Source organism: Enhygromyxa salina (assembly GCF_000737335.2).
Classification (GTDB): domain Bacteria; phylum Myxococcota_A; class Polyangia; order Nannocystales; family Nannocystaceae; genus Plesiocystis; species Plesiocystis salina_C.
Genome location: NZ_JMCC02000120.1, coordinates 60749 through 82084, shown reverse-complemented (window position 1 = coordinate 82084; position 21336 = coordinate 60749). Strand labels below are relative to the sequence as shown.

15 protein-coding genes and 2 tRNA genes are annotated in these 21336 nt (G+C 67.5%); 9 read left to right on the top strand and 8 right to left on the bottom strand.

The genetic code is table 11. The features are described 5' to 3' along the window. Positions 1-90: 90 nt before the first annotated feature. Together DB30_RS34520 and DB30_RS34515 are read left to right on the top strand one after the other, a co-directional pair. Positions 91-3672, top strand: coding sequence for a tetratricopeptide repeat protein (locus DB30_RS34520; RefSeq protein WP_052557207.1), 3582 nt, complete (start codon positions 91-93; stop codon positions 3670-3672). Positions 3673-3741: 69 nt separating this feature from the next. Next, positions 3742-3828 (top strand) — tRNA-Ser (locus DB30_RS34515). A gap of 20 nt (positions 3829-3848) precedes the next feature. Here DB30_RS34515 and DB30_RS34510 read toward each other — a convergent pair. Further along, positions 3849-4916 carry an aldo/keto reductase gene (locus DB30_RS34510; RefSeq protein WP_052557206.1) on the bottom strand — a complete coding sequence of 356 codons (1068 nt, stop codon included), beginning with the start codon at positions 4914-4916 and terminating at the stop codon, positions 3849-3851. Between the two features lie 238 nt (positions 4917-5154). After that, positions 5155-6549: an asparagine--tRNA ligase gene (gene asnS / locus DB30_RS34505; protein WP_052557204.1), complete on the bottom strand. Its 1395-nt coding sequence runs from the start codon at positions 6547-6549 to the stop codon at positions 5155-5157. A 216-nt stretch (positions 6550-6765) separates the two neighbouring features. Between asnS and DB30_RS34500 the strand changes: the two genes are divergently transcribed. Next, complete coding sequence (locus DB30_RS34500) at positions 6766-7506, top strand: 7-carboxy-7-deazaguanine synthase QueE (protein WP_205633131.1); 741 nt, start codon at positions 6766-6768, stop codon at positions 7504-7506. A 77-nt stretch (positions 7507-7583) separates the two neighbouring features. On the opposite strand, the gene DB30_RS34495 is transcribed toward DB30_RS34500, so the two are convergent. After that, on the bottom strand, positions 7584-8558 hold the full coding sequence (locus DB30_RS34495; protein WP_052557202.1) for a Yae1 family protein: 975 nt from the start codon (positions 8556-8558) through the stop codon (positions 7584-7586). Positions 8559-8706: 148 nt separating this feature from the next. Then, positions 8707-9303 carry a hypothetical protein gene (locus tag DB30_RS34490; protein ID WP_052557200.1) on the bottom strand — a complete coding sequence of 199 codons (597 nt, stop codon included), beginning with the start codon at positions 9301-9303 and terminating at the stop codon, positions 8707-8709. Between the two features lie 205 nt (positions 9304-9508). Here DB30_RS34490 and DB30_RS34485 point away from each other — a divergent pair, with 205 nt between their 5' ends. The 5 genes from DB30_RS34485 (at position 9509) to folK (ending at position 12390) form a co-directional block, all read left to right on the top strand. Beyond that, positions 9509-10228: a hypothetical protein gene (locus DB30_RS34485; protein ID WP_052557198.1), complete on the top strand. Its 720-nt coding sequence runs from the start codon at positions 9509-9511 to the stop codon at positions 10226-10228. Between the two features lie 12 nt (positions 10229-10240). Next, on the top strand, positions 10241-10558 hold the full coding sequence (locus tag DB30_RS34480) for a hypothetical protein (protein ID WP_052557196.1): 318 nt from the start codon (positions 10241-10243) through the stop codon (positions 10556-10558). A gap of 65 nt (positions 10559-10623) precedes the next feature. Further along, positions 10624-10944, top strand: a complete 321-nt coding sequence (cyaY, locus tag DB30_RS34475) for an iron donor protein CyaY (RefSeq protein ID WP_052557194.1) — start codon at positions 10624-10626, stop codon at positions 10942-10944. Between the two features lie 13 nt (positions 10945-10957). Further along, positions 10958-11851: a hypothetical protein gene (locus DB30_RS34470; protein ID WP_052557192.1), complete on the top strand. Its 894-nt coding sequence runs from the start codon at positions 10958-10960 to the stop codon at positions 11849-11851. Further along, positions 11848-12390, top strand: coding sequence for a 2-amino-4-hydroxy-6-hydroxymethyldihydropteridine diphosphokinase (gene folK / locus DB30_RS34465; RefSeq protein WP_052557188.1), 543 nt, complete (start codon positions 11848-11850; stop codon positions 12388-12390). Before DB30_RS34470 ends, folK begins: the two co-directional genes overlap by 4 nt. Here folK and glmS read toward each other — a convergent pair. The 4 genes from glmS to DB30_RS34445 form a co-directional block, all read right to left on the bottom strand. Continuing rightward, on the bottom strand, positions 12377-14311 hold the full coding sequence (glmS, locus tag DB30_RS34460) for a glutamine--fructose-6-phosphate transaminase (isomerizing) (RefSeq protein WP_052557186.1): 1935 nt from the start codon (positions 14309-14311) through the stop codon (positions 12377-12379). The two genes, folK and glmS, sit on opposite strands and share 14 nt — an antisense overlap. A gap of 125 nt (positions 14312-14436) precedes the next feature. Beyond that, positions 14437-15966, bottom strand: coding sequence for a M16 family metallopeptidase (locus DB30_RS34455; RefSeq protein ID WP_052557184.1), 1530 nt, complete (start codon positions 15964-15966; stop codon positions 14437-14439). A 20-nt stretch (positions 15967-15986) separates the two neighbouring features. Then, the gene (locus DB30_RS34450; protein ID WP_052557177.1) at positions 15987-17378 is read right to left on the bottom strand and encodes a M16 family metallopeptidase; all 1392 of its coding nucleotides are present in this window, start codon (positions 17376-17378) and stop codon (positions 15987-15989) included. Positions 17379-17640: 262 nt separating this feature from the next. Next, positions 17641-20898 (bottom strand): serine/threonine-protein kinase, encoded by a 3258-nt coding sequence (locus DB30_RS34445; RefSeq protein ID WP_146661924.1) that lies wholly within the window; start codon positions 20896-20898, stop codon positions 17641-17643. Positions 20899-21227: 329 nt separating this feature from the next. On the opposite strand from DB30_RS34445, the gene DB30_RS34440 reads away from it, so the two are divergent. Next, positions 21228-21299, top strand: a tRNA-Gln gene (locus DB30_RS34440). Positions 21300-21336: the final 37 nt, after the last annotated feature.

Genomic DNA, 21336 nt, shown 5'->3' with positions numbered 1-21336 from the left:
TAGCCACCTGCTCAACCGGGTGGCTCCAAGCCACCTCCACCGAAGACCGCGGCACAGGCGCGGCGACCGGGCGCGGCGACCAAGCTGGCGATGCGTCCCCCGCCGATCAAGCCGCCCGCTCCGGCGATGCCGCCCGCCCCGGCGATGCCGCCCTCCCCGGCGATGCCGCCCACAGAAGCGCGGGGGCTCGGGCTTCCGCCATTTCCCAACCCCGGCGCCAAGCCCCCAGCTCCCGCCGCGCCCCCGCCTCCGCCGATCGACGATCCCTTCTCCTCGGGGATCCTGCCGGTCGACTCCGGCGTGATGCCGGCCGAGTCCGGCGTGTTGCCGGCCGAGTCCGGCGTGATGTCGGGTAGCTCGGGGAGCTTCGACGACGACGACGACGACCCCTTCTTCGCTGGCGACCTCGAGCACCTGCCCGAGCTCGGTTCGATCACCCACGGCAACGCCAACGACTTCGCCGAAGAAGATCCTGCCGCGCGAAGCGGCGTCCAGGAGTTCGAGTATCAAGGCGACACCGAGACCATCGAGCTCGCGGATCTCTCGTCCGGAGCCGCAGCGAGCCCGCGCGCGCAGGTTGAGCTCACGCCGGCGCGGCCCAACCTCGACAGCCCCGACTTCGCGGGGCTGGATCTGCCAGCAGCGTCCAGCGGCGTCCAAGACATCGTTGACGATGGCTTTGATCTGCCCATGCCTGCCGGAGCGGCCCGGGACATGGATCTGCCGCCACCGCCGGGGTTTGGCGGGGGCACCCCACAGATCGATCTTCCGTCGGGCGAGCCCGACTTCGAGCTCCCGACTCCGGTCGATGACGTGGGCTTCAGCGACGATCTCTCGATCGACGACGGCGATCTCTCGATCGACGATCTGCCCATGCCGTCGCCGGATCTCCCGATGCCGGTCGACAACCTGCCGGGCGAGTTCGACGACTTTCACGCGCCGATCGACGACTTCCCGGCGCCCGACTTCGACAATTTCGACTCGCTCCCGACGGCGGCGGACTCGCTGCCCCGGGCCGTCGACTCGCTGCCCCGGGCCGTCGACTCGCTGCCCCGGGCCGTCGACTCGCTGCCAACGTCGGCCGGGCGACCCACGCCCAAGCCGGCCAACCTGGTCCCAGCGTCGGTCGATGATCTCGATCTCGATCTCGACGAGGCCCAGCCAGCTCCCGGCGGCTTGCGTGGCCTGGGTGAGAAGCCGATCGAGACCCCGATCGCCGCAGCCACGGGTACGCCCGCGGGCGCGCTCAAACAAAAGCCCGCGCGCGTCCCCGGCGAGCCCAAGCGCGGCGTCAACCGCTTCGTCGTCTACGGTCTGCTCGGCGCGATCGTGCTGATCGGCAGCGGCGTGCTCGCCATGCAGATGGGGCTGTTCGAGTCGGGCCCAGACACTCCGCCGATCGGTGAGACAGACAGCGGCGACGAGGTCACGCCGCCATCAGCGGAGCCAACCGAGCGGCCCGAGGGCGTGCTCGCCAAGTTCGACCAAGACACGCCGGCCAGCTATGTGCAGGCCTACGAGCTGTCAGAGAACGACCCAGTCGGCCGGGCCGAGGCGGCGCTGCTGCTCCACTATCGCTACGGTCCAGATCCCGCGCGCTTGGCCGAGGCCAACAAGCTGCTCGCGCCGTTCCAGACCCGGCAAGAGCCGTTCGTGCGGCGCGTCGTGGGCCTGACCTTGCTGGTCACCGGCAAGCGCGACGAGGCGATCGCCCTGCTCACGGACGCCGAGCCGCGGACCTCGCTGTATCAAGCGTGGGCGCTGCTCGACAAAGGCGAGACCGAGAAGGCTCGGGCCGCGGCAGAGGCCGCGGTCGCGGGTCGGCCCAACGATCAGGCCGCGCAGCTGGCCGTGCTTCAGGTTCGCTTCGCCGCCAACCCGGTCGACGGGATCGCGGCCATGCGCCAGGCCGCCAAGACCTCGCCGAACCACTTGGCGCTGCAAGAAGCGCTGATGCACGCGGCCTTGGATCAGGGCCGCCTCGACGAGGCCGCGCAGATCGGCCAGGGCATTCAACCAGCTTCGATCAGCGACACCCACAAGGCCGAGATCCTGCGTCAGCGCGCCGGCATCGCGATGGCGCAGGGCCGCACGGGCGCGGCGATGCGCTTGCTGGATCAGGCGCTCGCCAGCGACGGGGGGCTGACGGCCGCCCGGATCGATCGCATTGATCTGTGGCTGAGCAACAAGGACTTCTCCTCGATCCGCGCGGAGCTCGACGTCTTGATGCAAGGCGAGGGCGCCAAGAACCCGCTGCTGATCAAGACCGCCGCGCGCGTCGATCTCGAGGCGGGTCTCGATGACGAGGCGCGGGCTCGCTTGGAGTCGCTCGGCGAGACTGGCAGCAAAGATCCACAGGTCCAAGATCTGTTCGGCCAGGCCCACGCGCTGGTCATGAAGACCGACGAGGCTCGCGTGGCCTTCGCCGCGGCGCGCAAGCTCGATCCGCTCTACGCCGCGCCGATCGTCCACGAGGTGGACCTGCTGATCCGCGCTGATCAACGCGCCGATGCGCTGAAGCTGCTCGACGAGCAGCTCGCGGCCCTGCTCGCGGCCGACGCCAAAGCCAGCGTCCGCGGCCGGCAGGCCCTCGCCACGGTCGGCCGGGTCCGCGCCGAAGTCCTGCTCAGCAACGGCGAGCCCGAGCGGGCTCTGACCGCGATCGAAGACGCGATCGCCAGTGATCCCGCCAGCAACGACGCCCTGCTGCTGCGGGCGCGCCTGCTCGATCAACTTGGTCAACGCCAGGCCCACGAAGAGGCGCTGCTCGAGCTCCACGAGCGCACCGGTGGGTACCCCGGGCTGACCGAGCCGCTCGGCAAGGTCCTGCTGCGCAAGGGCAAGCTCGACGAGCTCGAGGCGTTGATCAGCGCCAGCCTCGAGGCGCCGGAAGCCTCGCGCGAGATCATCTTGACCGGCGCGGCCTTGCGGCTCGCCCAAGACCGACCCGAGCAAGCCCAGAGCCTCGCGCAGAAGGTCATCGAGCGCGATCCAACCGACACCCGCGCGCACCTGCTGCTGGGTCGGGCCCTGCTGACTCAGGGTCAGTACGCCCGCGCGCTCTCGGAGATCGAGAGCGCGCAGACCCGCGACGGCGACGCCGAAGTCGAGATGTGGCTGGGTCAAGCGCTCGAGTACAACGCCCGGCCCAACGACGCGCGCGGCCACTACGCCCGCGCGCTCTCGCTGGACCCCAAGAACTTGGAGGCGGCCGCCCTGCTCGGGCGGCTCTACGCCTACGAGGGCGCCGCCGCCAAGGCGATCGAGCTGCTCGCGCCGGTTGTCCAGCAGACCGACGCCTACCCGTACGCGCACCTCGCGTTGGGGCTGGCCCACAAAGACATGGGCAAGCGCGAGCTCGCGATCACCGACTTTCAGAAGGCCCAGAAGCTCGACTCGAGCCTGTTCGAAGCCTTCTACCAAGAAGGCCGGATCCACAACGATCTGAACAAGCACGGGCCCGCGGTCAAGGCACTCCAAGCCGCGATCGACAACGCCAAGGCCAACGCGACCGAGCGCGCGCTGATCGACTGCTATCGTCGGCTTGGCGAGAGCTACGTCGAGCTCGGGCGCCGCGCAGAGGCCAAGGCCGCGCTCAACGAGTATCTGAGCCTCGCGCCCGCCAACGCGGCCGGTCGCAGCGAGGTCGAGCGGCTGCTCCGCGGGCTCTGAGCGCCTCGCCGGAGCGCAGAAAGCCTGGACGCCGATCGTGGCTGCAGGCATACTCCCAGCCGCCTGACCGGAGGAGTGGTCGAGTGGTTTAAGGCGGCGGACTTGAAATCCGTTGTGGGGGAAACCCTACCGGGGGTTCGAATCCCTCCTCCTCCGCTTTTTTATTTGTTTGTTCCTCATTGAGGTCCCCGCCCGTCGATGCGGCCGCGGATCTCTCCGCGGACCAGATCGAGCACGGCGTCGGCGCCAAGGAAGTCGTGCGGGAATCCAAGCCGCACCTTGCTGACATGGGCGAGCTTGGCGAGCTGCTCGGGGCTGAGCTCGATCGTGGCTGCGGTCAGGCTGTCTTGGATCTGCGAGAGCTTGCGGGCGCCGACGATCGGAATGTAGCGGTACCCCTGCGCGCTCACCCACGCCGCCGCGACCTGGGCCGAGCTCGCGCCGAGCTCGTCGGCGACGGCGTCGACCGTGCGGGCGATCTCCAGCGCGCGCTCCGAGGTCCGCCCGCGCGACACGTTGCCCTGCTTGCGCAGCGAGTCGGTGGACCCCTTGTCGCGGGTGTACTTTCCGGTCAACACCCCGCCGCCGAGCGGCGCCCAAGCCAGGATCGAGAGCCCGAACTGCTCGGCCATTGGCAGCAGGTCACGCTCGGGCGTGCGCTGCAACAGGCTGTATTCGATCTGCAGGCCGACGAAGCTCGTCCACCCGCGCAGCTCGGCGAGCGTGTTCGAGGCCGAGACCACCCACGCGGGCGTGTCGCTGACGCCGATATAGAGGATCTTGCCGGCGCGGACCAAGTCATCGAGCGCGCGCATGGTCTCTTCGTAGGGGGTGTACTGGTCCCACGCGTGAACCCACATCAAGTCGATGTAGTCGGTCCCAAGCCGCCGCAGCGACTCTTCGACCGCGCTGTGCAGGCTCTTGCGATGGTTGCCCGACGCGTTGGGATCTGTGCCGTCCATGGACAGCGTGTACTTGGTAGCGAGCACGGTCCGCTCGCGGCGGCCGGGCACCTGCGCCAGCCAGCTGCCGACGATCTGCTCGGTCTCGCCGCCGTGATACTTGTTGGCGGTGTCCAAGAAGTTGCCGCCCGCGTCGGCGTAGGCGTCGAGCACCTGGTGGCTGGTCGCCTCGTCTGCGCCGAAGCCCCACTGCTCGCCAAAGCTCATGGTGCCCAGGCAGATCTCGGAGACGCGCAGGCCCGAGCGGCCGAGCAGTCGGTAGCGAAGGTTGGGTGTCGCCATGGCGAACCGTTATACCCCAATCGCCCTTGCGCCGGCCCAGCCGGAACCACAGGTACAGACCCAGACCCAACACCACCACCGGGAGCCAGAGATTCTGGAGGATGAACTCGATGATGGTTGCCACTCCGGCGCAGGCTACTGTCGAGCGCGGCGATTGCCAACGTGATTCGGCGTGGACGTCGTCCCGCCGAAGGGCTGCGACGCCCGACGCCAAGCCCGGCTTGGCTGAGAAGTTGGATCAGAAGTCGCAGTGACGGGGCGTACGCGGGAACGGGATCACATCGCGGATGTTCTCCATGCCCGTCACATACATGATCAGGCGCTCGAACCCGAGCCCAAAGCCCGCGTGTGGAGCGGTACCAAACCGGCGGGTGTCCAGGTACCAGCCATAGTCCTCCGCGCTCAGGTGGGGATCCGCGGCGAAGATGCCCTCGAGCACATCGAGCCGCTCTTCTCGCTGCGAGCCGCCGATCAGCTCGCCGATGTTCGGGACCAGCAGGTCCATGGCCGCGACGGTCTTCTCGTCATCGTTGCGGCGCATGTAGAACGCCTTGATCGGCGTGGGGTAGTCGGTCACGAAGGTTGGCCGCCCGAGGATCTTCTCGGTGATGTGGCGCTCGTGCTCGGCCTGCAGGTTCTTGCCCCACTCGACGGGGAACTCGAATTTCTCGCCGGAGTCCTGCAGCAGCTTGATCGCCTCTGTGTAGCTGACCCGCGCGAACTCGGCGGAGGCGACCTGCTCGAGCCGCGCGATCAAGCCCTTGTCGATGTGCTGGTTGAAGAACGCCAGATCTTCCGGGCACTTGTCCAGCGCGGTCCGCAGCAGGTACTTCACGAACACTTCGGCGAGATCGCAGTCGTCTTGCAGGTCGCACCACGCCATCTCGGGCTCGACCATCCAAAACTCCGCCGCGTGCCGACTGGTGTTGGAGTTCTCGGCCCGGAAGGTTGGCCCAAACGTGTAGATGTCCGAGAGCCCGAGCGCGAAGGACTCGCCGTTGAGCTGCCCCGACACGGTCAAGAACGTGGGCTTGGCGAAGAAGTCTTGATCATCGTCAACGCTGCCGTCGGGCCGGCGCGGCGGATCCCCGAGCCCGAGCGTGGTGACGCGAAACATCTCGCCCGCCCCCTCGGTGTCGCTGGCCGTGATGATCGGCGTGTGCACGTAGACGAAGCGGCGGTCCGCGAAGAACTGATGAACCGCCTGGGCCAGCACGCTGCGCACCCGAAACACCGCGCCAAAGGTGTTGGTCCGGACGCGCAGGTGGGCTTGCTCGCGCAGGAACTCGAACCCGTGTCGCTTCTTTTGCAGCGGGTAGCTTGGGTCCGCCTTGCCGACGATCTCGACCTTAGTGGCCTTGAGCTCGACGGCCTGGCCCTTGGCTGGCGACGCGACCAGTTCACCTTCGACGCTCAGCGCCGAGCCCGTCGTGAGGTGGCGAAGATCCTCGAAGCCTTCGAGCTCCGCCCCCGCGACGACCTGCAAGCTCGCAAACGACGAGCCATCGTTGAGCGCGATGAACACGACCTTCTTGCTGTCGCGCACGGTCCGAGCCCAGCCCTTCACGCGCACGCCAGCGACCGGGGGAGCGGCGTCTAGCGCATCAACGATCTTCGTTCGCGGCGTCTGCATCGCCGGCAGACTAGCAAAGAGTCCTTGGCCCCCACAGAGACCTTGGCCCTTCGCCGACTGCAGCCGCTGACGCGTCTGGTCGCTTCGCTCCTCGGGGCCGTTTGCTCGCATCCGCGTGTGTGGGCCCCTAGGAGGGGGCTCCAAACCCACTTTTCTGTGTCCATGGGACGCGCAGCGCGCATGGAGATCTAGCTCATTCGGGAGCGATCGGTCAGCATGCGCGCGGTGGTCTCACTGCGGATCCAAGAGCGGTTTGTCTCAGTCCAGGGAGAGGGCGCGCTCGTCGGGGTACCAAGCAGCTTCGTGCGCGTGTCCGGCTGCAATTTGCGCTGCGTTTGGTGCGACACCCCGCGCAGCTCGTGGACGCCCGAGGGTGACGCGGCCACCCTCGACGAGATCGTGGCGTGGTGCGCTGCGGGGCCGCGCCACGTGGTCTTGACCGGGGGTGAGCCGATGCTGTTCTCCCCCGCGGCCGAGCTCAGTCAAGCGCTGCGCGCGGCTGGCCACCACCTCACGGTCGAGACCGCAGGCACGGTCTGGTGCGAGGGCCTGCAGGCCGACCTGATGTCGATCTCGCCAAAGCTGTCGCACAGCACCCCGTGGCAGCGAGCCGAGCAGCTAGGCCGCAAGCAGCTCGCACCCATGCACGAGGCCGCCCGCCTGAACCTCGATGTGCTCGCGCGGCTGATCGCCAACTACACATGGCAGCTCAAGTTCGTGGTCCGCACGAGCTCGCCCGAGCAACTCGCGGCCGACCTCGACGAGATCGATCAGCTCGTCGATGCCCTCGAACTCCCCACCAACGCCCGCGAGCAGATCTTGCTGATGCCCGAGGGCACCGACGACGCGAGCTTGCGCGCCGGCTACCTCGCGGCCCTCGACACCTGCCAAGCCCGCAATTTCCGGCTTGGCCTGCGCCTGCACATCCACCTGTTCGGCCACACCCCCGGGACTTGATCCGAGCAGCGAAGCGCTACGGATTGGGTGTCTACAGAGCCCCAGACTGCGCCATCGAGCACGCGGACCGGCTGCGTTCAGCCTTGCTCGAACAGCTGGCCGCCGGCGTTGACCTCACGCGCGAGCTTGGCCCAGCGCTCGAGGGTCTCGAGGCGATCACAGCCGCGGATTTGTGCCACTTCGTTGGTCTGAAGGGCGACGCCGCGAACTTCGAGCACCGTGAGGATCAACTCCACCAGCGTCGTGCGCCGGCCGACTCGTTGACCCTCTTCCAGACCCACCTCTAGACCCACCTCTAGACCCTCTTCTCGGCCTGCTTCCAGACCTTCTTCTCGGCCTGCTTCCAGACCTTCTTCATGGCCATATGAGAAGGCCCCGCTGCGTCGCTCGACGTCCCAGATTTCTTCGCGTTGTTCCACTGTCATCTCCTCTTTCAGTAGTGCCTGCATTGGCTTGGGCAGCGCCGCCCACAAGGTCGCGCGGTACGAGTCGCGCCGCTCGTTGGGTAGCTTCAATATACTCTGAAGACCGGCCCGCGCAGCCTCGAGATTGCCCCGGCATCCGTGCAGGGCAGCACCCAGCACCGCTGCGGTGGGCCACGCTTGGCCTCGCTTCACATCCAAGATCGGCGCGACGGTGTGGGCGTCGAGCAGCAGCACGTTCACCGCTGGCGGGTGTCCGACCTTCCAAGCCGCCAGCTGTTCTGACACCCGATCACAGTACGAGACCACCACGATCCAGGTTGGCAGCTTGTGATCCTTGGCGAGCGCCGCCTGGTAGTAGGGAAGCAGCCAGCGCTTCTTGAGATCCAGCTTGCCCTGCGCCTCAACGCAGATCACGACGCCGCGGGTGCCGTCCTCGTGGACCAAGACCAGGTCCGGGAAGTTGGACAAGACCTGGCCAGCTCGCTTGGGGTTGTTGCGCTCGACCTCCGCGCGACGATCGATCGGTGTCCCGACGACGGGCCGCTCGACGCCGAGCAAGTCGAACGCGAGCCAGGGATCGTGTCGAAACAGCTCGAGGGTGCCTTGATGGAGAGTGCCTGCTGCCACACACACCCTCTCGGCCCGCGCGGCGCCGTGTTGCAGATCTGTTGAAAATAAATCGAGCCCGCGATCCGAGAGCTTGGATCGCAGGCGGCGATCGCTACCGCCGACGCCGCCCGCCCGCTGAGGGTGCCGGCGGCGTCCATGAACGCCGTCATTCAACCGTATCGATGACGAAGGTCGCGGACCCGTCCGGACCCTCGTCTTCGTCGCTCGACTCCTCGACCCCAAACTCCGCCGGACGTCGGATCGAGTTCCAGCTGGTGCTGGACAGCTCGGCGTCTTCGAGGCCGCGGCGCACCGACACGTTCTCTTGGGTCCCGGGGCTCGGCGTCGCCGTGTTGTCGGCGGGGCTGCGCCGACGCGAGTCACCCTGCAGATGCCGAGGCTGGCTCAGCCGCCAGAACCGAAGGGTCTTGACCGTGGCCCCGGTCAACCGCGCGAGCTCATCGTCGCTGAGCCGCGGGAGCAAGTCGGCGAAGCGGCTGAGCGCGCGGTTGACCTCTTCGATCTGTTGGCGAAGGCTCTCGGCTGCGGTGATCGGCACGCGAGCGAGGCGCGCGAGCTCGTCATCGCTGAGCCGCGAGAACAGATCCAAGTACGGCACCAGCCGATTCATTGGGTTGCTGGCCTTGCGCGCGCTGCTTGGCTCGCGACTGCGGGCCTCGACCTCGGCGCGACTCACCCGGACCTGCTTGAGAGCAATTCGGCCCAGGGTCTCGGGTGAACCATTTGGGTCTTCGTCAGCCATCGCACTCACGCGGGTCGAATCGACTCGTCGACGAAGTGTACTCCCGGCGCCGAAGACCAGCGAGAACACGGCTGGTTTTTTTGGTGAGCCAAGCCCACTGTAGAGACAAGTAGTGATCCCACTGATCTTTGGGTCACGCGTGGCACCGAGTGCGGGGTGTAGACCCCACCAACGCACAACCAACGGAGGCTATGCTCGTGGCCGGATGCACCCTCGCAACTGCTCATTCGCACTGCTCGCGCTTGGCGCGGTGGCGTGCGCGGACACGCCACGCAGCTGCGATCTCGCGACGTCGGCCTTGGTGCTGCAGGCGACGATCAGTGATCTCGACGATGGCGTGGAAGTCGAGATCGAGCTCGAGACGGCCGGCGACGCTGGGTCCGCCGGCGGTCCAGGCACCACGCTCGCGCTGTGTCATGACGCAGACCACCTCGAGGTCAACGGGGTGCGGGCCGAAGAGCTGTACGCCCTCGGTCACCGCTACTACGTCGTGCAGTTCGACCAGTCCGAGTCCAGCTTCGAGATCTCGCTGCAGCGCAACGACGGCACCGACGTCAGCGCGACCGTGCAGATGCCGCCTGCGCTCGAGATCACCGCGCCAAGCGACGGCACCGCGCGCCCGCGGGGCGAGCCGCTCGAGGTCAGCTGGACGCCCAACTGGACCGGACACCAGCTCAACCTGGCGATCGAAGACGAGATCGGCTCGAGCTGCATCGAGGGGCTTGGCTACGAGGCGGAGGTCGACGACACCGGCAGCTTCATCGTCGCCGCCAACGAGCTCGTTGGCGGCGGCGCGATCAGCAGCTGCGAGGTCACGCTCACCTTGACCCGCGCGCTCGAGGCCGAGTACCCCGCCGCGCTCGCGCCAGGCGGGAGCATCAGCGCGATCGTCAAGCGGCGGCGCGTGTTCACGTCCGTCCAGTGATAAGGTCGCGGGGTGGAAGCCGAGTCCAAGACCGACGCCGAGATCGAGCGCCGCGCCAAACGGCGGCGATTGGGGCTCGTCATTCGGGGGCTGATCTACGTCCCGTTGCTGGGTTTCTTCGGCTGGCAGGCCGCGAACACCTTCATTGCTGGCCGGCGGGGCGCGGACGACAACTTCCGCGCGTTCGTCCAGACAAGCTTGCACGCCATGCCCGCGCCGCGCACGATCAAGCTGCCCAACGGCGAAGAGATGCCGGTGTTCGAGGTGACCGAGGCCCAAGCCGTCGAGATGGGGCTGCTGCCCGAGGCCAACGACGCGCAGGCCGAGTAGCGCTGCGCACCAAAGCTCTCGCGACTCGCTGGCCCAGCGGGCGACCCACTACCCAATACTGGATCATGGATCTCAAGACCTTCTACACCGAAGCCAGCGCCGCCCTTCGCCACATCGACGAGGTGCTCGGGGATCTCGAGCATGACTTGCTCGACGTCAACCTCGCCGGCGACGTCCTGACCCTCGCGTTCGAGGACGGGGCCAAGTTCGTGATCAACGCCCACTCCGCCGCCGAGCAGATCTGGATGGCCGCAGGCACGACCGCGTGGCACTTCGACTACGTCGGCGAGCGCAACCAGTGGATCGCCAGCAAGACCAACGAGGAGCTGATGACCACGGTCGCGCGGGTCGTCGGTGCCAAGCTCGGCGAGGCCGTCGAGCTCTAGGAGCCCTGCTGCCATGGGTCGCGGGCGGTACCTGTGCGTGGGGCTCGTCTGTGTGGGGCTGGCCTGCGCGCCGATCGACGTCACGAACACGGTCACCGTCCGACCGCGGGCAGAACCGAGTGAACAATTTGGCGGCGAGCAGCTGGTCGCGCGGGAGTTCGTGGCCGACTACGTGCAGGTAAACGCCCGGCTGTTGGTCGAGATCCGCGAGCTGCAAAGCTGCGTCACAACCCGGCACGTGCCGGTCTTGCGGGTCGAGAAGGTTCACCGCACCAACCGCGGCTTCGTGATCTGGGACTTCGCGCTGGGCACCTTCACGGGCGGCTTCGCGGCGCTGGCGTTTGCGCGGCCCAAGCTGTTCTCGGATCGCCTGGTCGACGGGACCGGGCGCGAGGCCTACGACTACACCAGCGCGTACGTGGTGGGCGGCGTGTTCGCGGTGATCTCTGCGGGTCTGCTCGCGGCGGGGATCGTCGACGCCCACCGCTCGCGCGACACGACCCGCTACGCCGACGCCTTCGAGGTCGAGCTTGGACCCGCGCAGCCCTGCGCCAACACCCAGCCCGCGCCGCTGGCGAAGCGAGGGGTCCGGTTGATCATCGATGGCGGCGCGATCGAGCTCGAAGCCATGACCAACGCGACCGGGCGGACTCGCTTCGAGCTGCCGGCATGGGACGCGCCCGTACCCATGGGTGATCGGCTGCCCGCGGTCATCGAGATCGCCACGATCAACGGGGACGACGTCGAGCCTCGGGTGCTCGTGCTGTCGCTGCGGGCCCCGTTCACGGGGATGACCGACGCGCACTCGGGCGTCGCCGACACCCGTCGAACCCCCCAGCTCGATCAGGGCCCGTCGATCGAGTCGATCGAGCCGATCGAGCTGATCGAGGGACCGCAGCCGCCATGAACGCCACCGCCCCCATGGCCCGCTACTTCGTCGGGCTCGGCAGCAACCTCGGGGATCGCCTTGCGACCTTGCGCGCCGCCGCGACCGAGCTCGCCGCGCTCGCCCAGGTCACGCTCGCCGCTCACTCCAGCGTGTGGGAGACCCGCCCGCTCGGTCCCGGCGCCGACGCGTTCCTCAACGCCGCCGTCGAGCTTCACACAGCGCTCCCGGCCGCTGATCTGCTCGCGCACATGCTGGGGATCGAGCGCGGTCACGGTCGAGTCCGACGCGAGCGATGGGGCGACCGCACCTTGGATCTGGATCTGCTCTGCGGCTTCGGCCCAAACGGACGCGAGCTGTCGATTGCGGCCCCCAACCTGACGCTGCCGCACCCGGAGCTGTCGCGGCGCGACTTCGTGTTGCAGCCGCTGCTCGACATGGATCCGCTGCTGCGTGTCCACGGCCGCCGCTGCGCGGAGTTGCTGGCCGCGCTCGAGCCCAGCCAGCGCACGCTCTTGCGTCGGCTGCCCGCGCCGCTGGTCGAGCTCACTCGACCGTGACGGACTTGGCCAGGTTGCGAGGCTGGTCGACGTCGGTGCCCTTGAGATCCGCGATGTGATACGCGAGCAGCTGCAGCGGCACCGAGGCCAGGATCGGCTGCAAGAAGGGGTCAACCCGCGGGACCAGGATCACGTCATCCGCCAGGTCACCGATCTGGTCGTCCCCGGAGCTGGCGACCGCGATGATCTTGCCGCCGCGGCTGCGCACCTCTTCCAGGTTCGAGAGCGTCTTGTGATAGCCGGGCCCCTCGAGCGCGAGCACGACCACGGGGACGTTCTCGTCGATCAGCGCGATCGGCCCGTGCTTCATCTCGCCGCTCGCGTAGCCTTCGGCGTGGACGTAGCTGATCTCTTTGAGCTTGAGCGCCCCCTCGAGCGCGACCGGAAAGCTCAGGCCGCGGCCAAGGTACAGCCAGTCGCGGGCGGCGACCCAGCGCCGGGCGATGATCTTGATCGCGGCTTGAACACCCAGCACCGCGTCAATCGCGACCGGCATCTCGCGCAGCCCGTCGAGCAACGCGTTGGCCCGCTCGGCTTCGAGCGCCCCGGTCCGTCGGCCCAGGTGCACCGCGAACATGGTCAGCATGGTCAGCTGGGTCGTGAACGCCTTGGTCGAGGCCACCGAGATCTCTGGCCCCGCGTGGGTGTAGAGCACGTGGTCGGCGGCGCGGGCGATTGAGGAGTCGACGACGTTGCAGATCGCCAGGCCCACGGCCCCGAGCCGCTGGGCCTCTTGCAGCGCCGCCTTGGTGTCGGCCGTCTCGCCCGACTGCGAGATCGCCAGGACCAGGTCACCGGCGCGGACGATCGGCTCGCGGTAGCGAAACTCGCTGGCGAGATCGACCTCGACGGGGATCCGCGCGAGCTGCTCGACGAGGTACTTGCCGGCCAGCGCCGCGTGCCACGAGGTGCCGCACGCGAGCATGGTGATCTTGTGGTGATCCGCGAGGGTCGCGAAGTCGATCCCCGAGAGATCCGCGAAGTCGAGGGAGTCCTGTGCTTGGGCATCGCTCCCGCGAAATTGTGGCAGCCGACCGCTCAGCGTGTCGCGGACCGCCCGCGGCTGCTCGAAGATCTCTTTGAGCATGAAGTGCTTGAAGCCCTGCTTCTCCGCGGCCAGCGGGCTCCACTCGATCCTTCGCCGGCCGCGCTTGGCCGGCCGCCCCTCGGCGTCGAGCAGCTGCAGGATCCCGCTGGGATCCACGACCGCGATGTCACCATCGTCGAGATCCACGACCGTGCGCGTGTGCTCGAGGATCGCCGCCACGTCCGAAGCCACGAAGGTCTCTTCCAGATCCAGCTGCCCCTGCGCGCCGCCAAGCCCGATCAGCAAGGGCGAAGCGTGGCGGGCCGCGACGAGCTGCCCGGGGTGCTCGTCGTGGACCACACACAGGGCGTAGGCGCCGTCGAGCCTGGAGATCGCCTCGCGCACGGCCGCGGCCAAGTCGCCCGCGCCACCGTTCCCCGCTGCGCGATCCCCCGCTGCGCGATCCCCTGCTGCGCTGTCATAGATCTCGTCGATCAAGTGAGCGACGACCTCCGTGTCGGTCTCGCTCATGAACACCCGGCCGCGCTCGATCAGCCCGGCGCGCTGCTTCGCGTGATTCTCGATGATCCCGTTGTGGACCACGCACACGCGCCCCGCTCGCTGGGGGTGGGCGTTGGCCTCGCATGGCCGGCCATGGGTTGCCCAGCGCGTGTGCCCGATCCCGCTGGTGCCGGTGACCGGCTCGGCCTCGAGCTTGGCCGCGAGCATGGCGATCTTGCCCTCGCAGCGGGTCACCACCGTCAGCGGTGTGCGCCCGGGATCGAGGATCGCAACCCCAGCCGAGTCATAGCCGCGGTACTCGAGCCGGCGCAGCCCTTCTACGAGGATCGGTGCCGAGGGACGGGAGCCGGTGTAGCCGATGATGCCGCACATGATGAAGCGTACTCCACAGGTTGTAGCGGGGCCCCGGCCCCGAGGCCAGGTCTTCACCACTTCATCACACGCGAACGCCCCACGGGATTGTTCCCGCGGGGCGCGTATCGCAGACCTTGGCCCGACTACAGCGGCTTGAGGTCCGTGTCGTACTCGTAGACTTTGGCGCCTTCGAGCTCTTTGACGTCCTTGAGCTGCTTTTTGACCTTCGCCGCCTTGCCCACGATCACGATCACCGGGGTGGTGTGGATGTGCTTGGCGGCGGTGTCCTTGATGTCACCGAGTTCAATCTTGCGGACTTCCTCGATGTAGTTGTTGTAGTAGTCGTCCGGCAGGTTGTAGGTCAGCATCGTGCCGACCTTGCTGGCGATCTGCGAGGCGGTCTCGATCTGCAGCGGGAAGCTCAGGGCCATGTTGTCGACGGCGGCCTTGAACTCTTGCTCGGTCGGATCCGTGGTCCGCAGCCGGTCGATGTGACCCAGCAGCGCGCTGAGCATCTCGTCGGTCTCTTTGGTCTGGGTGACGATCACGAACGCGCCGATCGCCTTCTCCGGAGCCTGGTACGAGCCGATGTTGTAGGTCAGCTTTCGCTCTTCGCGGATGTCACGGAACAGGCGCGAAGACATGCCACCACCAAACAGCTTGGTGACCGCGGCCATCTTCTCCCACTCGGGGCTGTTGCGAGCGACCGAGTTGACGTTGGCGATGACGATGTCCGAGCTGATCTGGTTGCGGTCGACGATGTGAACCGCGAGCTCGGTCGGGACCGCTTTTTGGTAGTCGGCGCCAGAGAAGGCCTCGAGCGGATGCGGCGGGACCTCGCCTTCGTAGGGCTTCCAGCGACCGAGCGTGCTCTCGACCAGCTTCTGGACGTCGGCCTGGGTCACGTCACCCGAGAGGATCAGGTAGGCGTTGCCGGGCCGGTAGTAGAGGTCATGAAAGGCACGCAGCGCCTCGGGGGTGACGGCGTCGATCTCGGCGTCGGTCGGGAAGTCCGGCGCGTAGGGGTGGCCGGGCGGGAACAGCAGCTTCTGGGTCAGCCGCTGCGCGAGCGCGCCGCCGTCGGACTTCTCGCCCTTGACCGCGACCTTCTGCTGATCCTTTTGCTTGTCGAGCGCGTCTTTGTCGAACTTGGGGTTCTGGGCGACGTCGTTGACCAGCTCGAGCGCGAACTTCAGGTTGGGCGTCAACACCCGGGTCTGGATGAAGCTGTTGTGCTCGCCCGCGCCAGCCGAGAGGTTGCTGCCGAGCTGCTCGATCGACTCGTCGATCTTGGCCTTGCTGCGCTTCTTGGTGCCCTCGGTCAGCATCGACGCAGTCATCGCGCCGATCAGGTCGTCGTTGATCGTGCCGGCCTTGACGACCAGCTGCACGTCGACGAGCGGGACCTCGTGGTTCTCCACGATGTAGACCATGAGCTTGTTGGGCAGCTCGAACTTTTGCAGCGCCGGGAAATTCACCGAGCGCTGCTCGGACGGGGCCGGGGGCTCGGGGTACACGCGCGCGGGCTCGGCCGGCGGGGTGTCGACCTGCACGACCTCGACCGGCGGCGTGGGCTCCTCGGTGTTCTTGTCGCAGGCGGTCAGGCCCAGCGAAGCAAACAGACCAGCGCCAGCGGCGATGCTGATGAAACGGTGACGGATGTCGATGTTCATGGCGAAGTTGCTCCCGTTCCTCAGTTGGACTTCTTGGCGGCCGCGTCAGCGGCGGGTTCGGCTGGGGCGGCGCCGGCCTTGTCGGCGGGGACCAGCTCGTAGAACACCCAGTTGTCGTTGAGGTACTCGGCGGCGACGCGCTTGATGTCCTTGGACGTGACCTCGGCGTAGCGATCGAGGTTGGTCAGCACGCGCTTGGGATCGTTGTAGAAGAGCGCGCCGTCAGCGATCGCGCTGGCCCGACCCGCGTTGGTCGCCAGCGTCGAGACGGTGCCCATCAGCTGTTGGTTGATCGCCTTCTCGAGCTCCTTGGCCGACACGCCCTTCTTGGCGATCGTCGCGAGCTCGGACGACAAGACCTGCTTGACGTCGCCGAGGTGCTTCTCGCCCTCGGGGGTGGGGACCCCAAAGAACAGCATGCCGCCTGCGTCACGGAACGCGAAGATGTGACCGCCGCCGGCGCCTGCGGTCCACTTTTTCTCGTCGGTCAGCAGCTTGGACAGCCGCGCCGACTCACCGCCGAACAGGATGTTGCCGAGCAGGTCGAGCGCCGGGCGATCCGGGTGATCGTCGCCGACCGTGGGCCAGGCCCACACCCACTGGGTCTGCTGCGCCTTGTCGTCGGGGATCTGCTTCTCGATCTTGCGCCCGCGGACCATTGTTGACGCGGGTGGCTCGGGTGGCTCGGCGCCCTTGGCGATCCCGCCAAAGTAGTGCGTGACCCGATCCTTGACCTTGGCGAACTCGACGTCGCCGACGATCACCAGCACCGCGTTGTTGGGCACGTAGTAGGTCTTGAAGAAGGCCTCGGCGTCCGCAGCCTCGGCCGCCTCGAGATCCTCGAGCGAGCCGATCGGCATGTGAGCGTAGGGCGTGCCCTCGAACAGCTCGCTGATCATCTGCTCGAAGGCCTTGAAGAAGGGCTGATTCTCCGAGCGATCCTTCTCTGACTTGACCGCCGCGCGCTGGGCCTCGAACGGCTCCTTGGTGATCTCCAGGAACTCGAGGCGGTCGGCCTCACCCCACAGCACCATGTCCAGGTATTGGCTGGGGATGTTGTGATAGTAGAAGGTCTGATCGAAGGAGGTCGCGGCGTTGATGTTGCCGCCAGCGCCCTCGGTGAACTCGCCGATCATGTTGTCAGCCAGGTTCTTCGAGCCCTGGAACATCATGTGCTCGAAGAAGTGCGCGAACCCAGTGCGGCCGGGGACCTCGTCGCGCGAGCCTACGTCGTAGGTGATGTTGATGTTGAACGCGGGCGTCGAGTGGTCCTCGACCACGTACACGCGCAGGCCATTGTCGAGGGTGAAGGACTGAACATCGAGCTCGATCTTCAGCTTCTCTTTGGCGGCGTGAACGGGCGGGGAAAGCGTCACGCTGGCGAGGATCGGCAGCGCGAGCGCGCTCGCCATGGCCAGGCGCAACAGGGGAGTGGATCGTCGGCGAACTGTCATCTCTGCTCGTGTCTCCAGGTGTGGACGGCGCGAACGGTAGCAGCCCGTGCTGCAATTCTCCATGTCAGCCGCCCGATGCAGCGACAGCCGTGCCCTCACACAACACGCTCTGCGGGCGTTCGCTGAGGCGTGTGCACGATCGCATCGCCGCGCCCGCCGTGTCCTGACTCATGCGAGGTCCTGAAACCCGCTAGCGAGCGCGACGCCCCCGATGTCACAGTCACACCCTCGCGGGTGCTGGGCCAGGCAGCTTCGCCAGCCCCTCGCGGGCGCGGTTGCTGCCGCGCTCCCACTCGAGCAGCTCGCTCAAGCGCAGCGCCTCGTCGAGACAGCGGCGCGCGTCGTCGGGCCGGTCGTCATCCGTGCGCAAGTTGGCACGTAGCAGCAGGAACTCGGCGCTGGTACGCCGGTCGCCGATCTTGCGCGCGAGCTCGAGCCCCCGGCCCACGTGTTGCTCTGCGAGTATCGCCTGATCGAGCGTACGCAGCAGCCGACCCAGAAACTCGTGACAGCGCATCAGGCCCAGGCTCTCGTTGCGCCGCTCCGCCTGAAACAGCGCGTGCTCGGCCCAGATCCTGGCCTTGCGAGGGTCCCCCGCGCGCTCGTGCAGATCTGCGGTGGCCAGCAAGTAGCGCCACATCGAGACATCGATGATCGCCCGCGGGCCGTCGCCGAGCGTGCACATGTCGAGGCCCTCGCTGAGCTCCTTGATGCCCCGGGCGATCTGGCCGGCGCTGGCGTAGGCGCCAGCGAGATCCGCGTAGAGCTCGAGCAGCGCGGGCCTTCGGCCTTGTGCGATCAGAGGCCCGAGCGCGCGTTGATAGGCGTCGATCGCCCCCTTCCAGTCACGCTTGCGGCTGAGGCAGCGACCGAGCGCGCGGTGCATCTCGGACTCGAGCTCGGGCGCCTGGCCGGTGCCGAGCACCTTGCGGAGCGTGCTGATCGCCTCGTCGACGCGATCCGTGAAACAGAAGGGATCGACGAGCTCGGCGATCAGGTGGGCCTCGTGCTGCAGCCGATCTTCGTCCGCGAGCCGACGACAGGCCTTGAGCGCGGTCCGCAACAAGCGGACGGCCTTCGGATCGTCGAACGACGCGATCGCGGTCACGGCCGCCTCGCGCAGGGCCTCGATCAGCTCGACCGTTTGGACGCGGGCCGAGGCGTCGCGGACTCGGCTGGGTTGGGCGCGCAGCAAGTGCAGCGCGCGAACGGTGGGCGAGAGCTGAGCGCTCTCGGTTCTGATCGCCGCCTCCCGGTGCAGGTGCCGCGCCCGGCTCCGCTCCATCATGGTTGGAATGTGCTCGCAGATCCGGCGGCTGCGAAACTCCCACGTGCGTCCGTCGACCGCGGTCATCAGCCCGGCCTGCACGAGCGAGTTGAGGTGACGCCGGAGCTCGCCCGCCTGCCCGACCGGGTCAGCGTCGCGGAGCGCGTCGACATCTTCCAAGGTCACCCGCTCACCGAGCAGCGACGCGAGCTCGATGACTTGGCGCTCGTTCGCGGCCAGGCTGCCGAGCCAGGCGTTGATGGCGTCGGCGACGTCGACCGCCTGACCGGCTGCCGGCAAGCTGCGGACCGCGAGCTCGAGCTCGAAGGGGGTCATTGGCGCGTGCGAGGCCAGGCGTGCGGGCAGCGGAGATTTGGACTTCGACAGCAGCTCGGCCCACGCTTCGACCTCGGCGGCGCCAAGCCGGGGGAGCGCGATGACGGGGCTGCGCAGCCAGTCACGCTGCTCTTCTGCGGTTCCGACCAACAGCAGGATCGGGTGCTCCGAGTGGGCGCGAACCAGCTGCTGCAGCACCCGACGAGACGGCGCGTCCCAGCGATCCACGTCGTCGAACACCAGCACCAGCGGCCGCCCGGCGACCTCCGTCAGCGCCTGCACGGCCGAGGTGAAGCACTCGCGCCGACGGACCGCATACTCGATCGCGTTGGCGCCAACCCCAGCGCCCACACCCACGCCGAACAGCTCCTGCATGCCCGGCAACGCCTCATAGGACAGCCCGATCAGGTTGGCCGCGCGGTTGATCTCGCCCGGGGACGCGATGCGATGATCGACGGCCAGCAGGTGGCTCACGGCCACGCGGATCGGCCACAGCGCCGTCATCGCCCCCGTTGGTTCGCAGCCGGTCTGCAGCACCCGCCAGCCGTGTTGCTCGGCGCGGTCGCACAGCTCGTCGAGCAACCGAGACTTCCCCGAGCCGGGCCCGCCCGCGACGACCTGGGTGATGAGCCCGGGCTTGGGGTACTGCAGCTGCCGCTCGGCCGCGGCGAGCACCGCGGCCGCGGCCTCGCCACACAGGCGCGAGGGCAGAGCCCGCAGCAGGACCTCGGCGGTCGCCTCACCGGTGGCCTGGCGCAGCGCTCGAGTCGAGCGCCGCTCGACCCGCCAGTTTGGCGTGATCGCGTGCTGATCCGGCGCCGGGATCCCGCAGGCCGGACAGTAGCGATCAACCGGACGCATCTGCTCTTGGCAGTTGGTGCAGTGGATCTGGGCCTGATGACCGAGCCGGGCGGCCTCGACGATCGCCTCGCGGAACTCGGCCGCGTCGGCGTAGCGGCCGTCTCGCTCCTTGGACAGCGCACGCAAGCACACCGCCTCGAGCGGATCTGGCGTCTTGCCAAGCACCTCGCTTGGCGGCTTGGGCAGCTCGTGAATGTGGCGGTGAAGGATCTCGACCGCGACCTCCGACTCGAACGGCGGCCGGCCCGTCAACATCTGGTAGAGGATCACGCCGACCGCATACAGGTCCGAGCGCTGATCCAGCTTGAGCCCGCAGGCCTGCTCCGGCGACATGTACTCGGGCGTTCCACACACGGCGCCCTGGCTGGTCAGGCCCGGTCGCGCGCGGGCGTTGGGCGCGTCGTCCATCAGCTTGGCGATGCCGAAGTCGAGCACCTTGAGCAGCTCGCCGCGGGTCCGCAGCGACTGGATCAGGATGTTCTCGGGCTTGAGATCCCGGTGCAGGACGCCAAGCCCGTGGGCCTCGGCGAGCGCCGCGAGCACCTGCAAGATCAGATCAGCGATGCGCTCGCGCGTGAGCGGGAACTCGTCATAGATGATCTGCTCGAGCGAGCGCCCCTCGATGTACTCCATCACCAAGTAGGTGATGCCGTCGTGGGTCCGACCGTAGTCGACCACCGAGACCACGTTTGGGTGGTTGAGGCTCGCGCAGTTGTGCGCCTCGTTCGCGAAGCGCGCCTGTGAGTCGGGATCGTTGGTCAGCTGCGGGCTGAGGATCTTGATCGCAAACGGCTTGTGCAGCGCGGTCTGCTCAGCCTTGTAGACCCGGCCCATCGCGCCGCTCCCGAGCAGCTCCTCGATCCGGTAGCGCTCCTCGATCACCACGCCCAGGTAGGGATCGCCATCGAGTGCCGAGACACCCGACAGATCAGATCCGCAGGACGGACAGAACCTGTGCTCGTCCAGAACCCGCGCCTCGCACTGGGGACAGATCTTATGTGCTAGTTCGTGCACAGAGGACCTACATCGACAGTCATCTACGGTACCCCAGAGAGGTCGACCTTGAAACAAAGCGACGGGGAAATCGTGCCCTGACGCCAGATCCTGACCGTGACCAACCCGGCGGCAGCGCCGCCGCAGCTCGCGGTGTGCGGCATTGCACCACGAGGGACGAGGCCTGGATCCTGGACATCTGTCTGGTAGACACGAGGAGAATCGAGCAAGTTCGACAGATCGGCTCTAAGTACCCAGATTTTCACAGGTTTTCGCGTCTCGCGCAGGATTGACACGGGCGCAACACACTTCTATAACCCGCGCGATTGGCGGTTGGAAACAACGGCCGTTGGGGCGTCGGCAAGTGGTAAGCCATCGGTTTTTGGTACCGACATTCGTAGGTTCGAATCCTACCGCCCCAGTCCCAGTGTCTCAGCCAGTTTCTCAGCCAGTTTCTCG